Source organism: Deltaproteobacteria bacterium (genome assembly GCA_016219225.1).
GTDB lineage: Bacteria > Desulfobacterota > RBG-13-43-22 > RBG-13-43-22 > RBG-13-43-22 > RBG-13-43-22.
In genome coordinates this window covers 1-3,017 of sequence record JACRBX010000209.1, presented here as the reverse complement: position 1 = coordinate 3,017, position 3,017 = coordinate 1, and the positions used below count along the sequence as shown (strand labels likewise).

Genomic DNA, 3,017 nt, shown 5'->3' with positions numbered 1-3,017 from the left:
TATCAATCGGACCAAAGTCGGCAAGGCCATGCGGGCCGTGGCCGGGGACCCGGAGGCGGCCCTGGTCCAGGGCATCCCCACGGGGAAGATCTTTTCCATAGCCATGGGGGTTTGTTGCGCCATCGCCGGGGCCGGAGGGGTACTGGTGGGGCCCATCTTTTATATCAATCCCTATATGGGGGTCGAGCCGGTGTTGAAGGCCTTTGCGGTCGTCATTTTGGGGGGACTTGGCAGTCTGCCCGGTGCGCTTATCGGCGGGTTCATTATCGGCATTACGGAAACCTTTGTCACGACCTATGTGGGGGCACACTTTTCCACGGTGATCGTTTTCTTAATCATGATCGGTGTCTTGATCGCCAAACCAACGGGATTATTGGGCCATGCAAAATAAGAATAATTTATTGCAAAAGGGGTTTGTTACCATTCTTGTTCTCGCCGGAATATTCCTGCCTCTCCTCATCAAAGACCAGTATATTCTCCACATCATCATTTCGATTTTTATATGGTCCATTCTCACCCTGGGTATCAGAATGGTCCTTCTGGCCGGGCATCTCAATTGTGCCCAGGCCAGTTTTATGGGTCTGGGGGCCTACGGTTCCGGGGTGCTGGCCCTTAAATTAGGTTGGAGTTTTTGGCTCTGTCTCCCGGCTGCAGGAATCATTGCGGCCATACTGGCCCTGGGAATCGGCTATCCCACCTTAAGAATAAAAGGCGCCTATTTCGTCATCGTCACCCTGGGCTTAACCGAGGTCATCAAGCATATCTGGATGATGTGGACCGGACTTTTCGGAGGTCCTCAAGGTTTGCTGGGTATTCCCATGCCCGATCCGATCCGGGTTTTTAATTGGGTCATCCTCTTCAACTCGAAGGTCCCTTTTTACTATCTGGCCCTGATCCTGTTTCTCCTGACCGTCCTGGTCATGCACCGTTTTGATCTGTCCCGGGTAGGGTTGATTTTGAAAGCCATCCCCCAGTCGGACCTTTTGGCCGAATGTGTCGGCGTCAATATCATGAAATATAAACTCACGGCCTTTGTGGTGGGGGCCTTTTTTGCCGGCCTGGCCGGTTCTTTCTGGGCCCACTATTTTACCTATTGCAGCCCCTGGGATTTCACCCTGGGTGCTTCCTTTACCATGCTGCTTTATGCCATCATGGGAGGGATCGGTTCTGTGGCCGGCCCCATCATCGGGACGGCCCTGATGCTCATCCTGGATGAAGTTTTGAGACCCTTTAAAGAGTATATGCCAATCATCCTGGGGGGCATACTCGTCCTGGTTTTATTGTTTGCTCCCGGCGGAATCCTTTCGATTCCGGAAAAATTTCGTCATGCCCTGAAGAGGATGCCAAGTGAAAAATAAACCCCCACTCCTTCAGACGGCCGGCCTGTCCAAATTTTTCGGAGGCCTGGCGGCCGTCAATGAACTGGACCTGACCATCTCGGAAGGGGAGATATTCGGCTTGATCGGTCCCAACGGTGCCGGGAAGACCACGGTTTTCAACCTGATCAGCGGAGTCTTAAAACCGACCGGGGGCAGGATTCATTTTAATAAGGACGACATCACCGATTTCAACCCCGATAAAGTGGCCGGGAAAGGGCTGGTCCGGACCTTCCAGGCCAATGTTCTTTTTCGTGAATTCAGCGTCATGGACAATATCCTCCTGGGATGCCAACTGCAGGTCAAAACCGGGGTGTTCATGGACCTCCTCAATATCCGTTCGGTGCGGGACAGACGCAAGAAACTCGGGGCCATCGCCGAAGAGGTTATTGAGTTCGTGGGCTTAAAAGAACTGCGCCAAGAATTGGCTAAGAATCTGGCCCACGGATATCAGCGCATTTTGGGCATCGGCATCGCTTTGGCGGCCCATCCCAAAATGATTCTTTTGGATGAACCGGTTTGCGGCATGAATAACGAAGAAAAAACCGAGATGATGGCCCTGATCCAAAAAATAAGGGTAAGCGGCATCACCGTTTTACTGGTGGAACACGATATGCGGGTGGTCATGGGGATCTGCGATCGTATTGCCGTCATCAACTTCGGGACAAAAATAGCCGAAGGTCCCCCATGGGTTATACAGGAAGATGAGCAGGTCATCGAAGCCTATTTGGGAGCTGAAGAATAATGGCGTTATTAGAGATAAAAGATGTCCATATCCATTATGATAAGGTCGAGGCCCTGAAAGGAATATCCCTTAAGGTCGAAAAGGAAACAGTCGTTTCCCTGATCGGCAGCAACGGAGCCGGGAAAACCACTATCTTGCGGACTATTTTCGGCTTGAAAAAACCGACCCGGGGGGAAATCCATTTTGAAGGCCAGAGGATCGACGGCTTGACGCCTCCCGAGATCGCCAAAACCGGAATCGCCTATTCCATGGAGGGCCGGAGGCTCTTTCCGGATTTGACGGTGCGAGAAAACCTGGAGATGGGCGCCTATACCCGAACCGATAAAAAAGAGATTGCCCAAAGCATTGGAGAGATATTCGACCTTTTCCCTATACTGAGAGAACGCCATCAGCAGGAAGCCGGCACTTTAAGCGGCGGGGAGCAGCAGATGTTGGCTATCGGGCGGGCCTTGATGAGTAAACCCGGTTTACTCCTTCTGGATGAGCCCTCTCTGGGGTTGGCGCCCAAGGTGGTCAAAGAGCTTTCCACTATCATCCGGAATATCCATCAAAGAGGGGTTTCGGTCTTATTAGTGGAGCAGAACTCCAAGCTTGGCCTGGGTGTGGCCGACCGGGGCTATGTGCTCGAGGTGGGAAAGATTGTGCTTGAAGGTGAGGCTAGGGATTTAAAGAATAACGAGCATGTGAAGAAGATCTATCTGGGGGTTTAGTTCAAAAATGACGTTACGGGTTACGAGTTACGGGTTGCGGGTTCAATAACAATATTTTCATGCTTCGTAGGTGCCCGTTTTAGAAGGGCCTGGGGGTTTAGAACATTTGTAACCAGCTTAACTTTTTAAAAAAACGTCGATACCTCTCCGTCATTCCGGTGAAAACCGGAATCCAGGTGTTATGCT

The 3,017-nt window shown here is 51.5% G+C and carries 4 protein-coding genes; all 4 read left to right on the top strand.

Annotated elements, in window-relative coordinates; translation table 11 throughout:
* The coding region (locus HY879_17835; GenBank protein MBI5605200.1) for a branched-chain amino acid ABC transporter permease at positions 1–391 on the top strand (391 nt) is incomplete at its 5' end.
* On the top strand, positions 381–1,358 hold the full coding sequence (locus HY879_17830) for a branched-chain amino acid ABC transporter permease (GenBank protein MBI5605199.1): 978 nt from the start codon (positions 381–383) through the stop codon (positions 1,356–1,358). The genes HY879_17835 and HY879_17830, both read left to right, overlap by 11 nt.
* Positions 1,348–2,121, top strand: a complete 774-nt coding sequence (locus HY879_17825) for an ABC transporter ATP-binding protein (GenBank protein MBI5605198.1) — start codon at positions 1,348–1,350, stop codon at positions 2,119–2,121. Before HY879_17830 ends, HY879_17825 begins: the two co-directional genes overlap by 11 nt.
* Positions 2,121–2,831: an ABC transporter ATP-binding protein gene (locus HY879_17820; GenBank protein MBI5605197.1), complete on the top strand. Its 711-nt coding sequence runs from the start codon at positions 2,121–2,123 to the stop codon at positions 2,829–2,831. The genes HY879_17825 and HY879_17820 overlap by 1 nt, the downstream gene beginning before the upstream one ends.
* The last annotated feature ends 186 nt before the right edge of the window (positions 2,832–3,017 follow it).

Bases quoted from the DNA above. Each gene is read 5' to 3' on its own strand.
- HY879_17830 (MBI5605199.1), top strand. From the start codon at position 381: ATGCAAAATAAGAATAATTTATTGCAAAAGGGGTTTGTTACCATTCTT.
- HY879_17820 (MBI5605197.1), top strand. From the start codon at position 2,121: ATGGCGTTATTAGAGATAAAAGATGTCCATATCCATTATGATAAGGTC.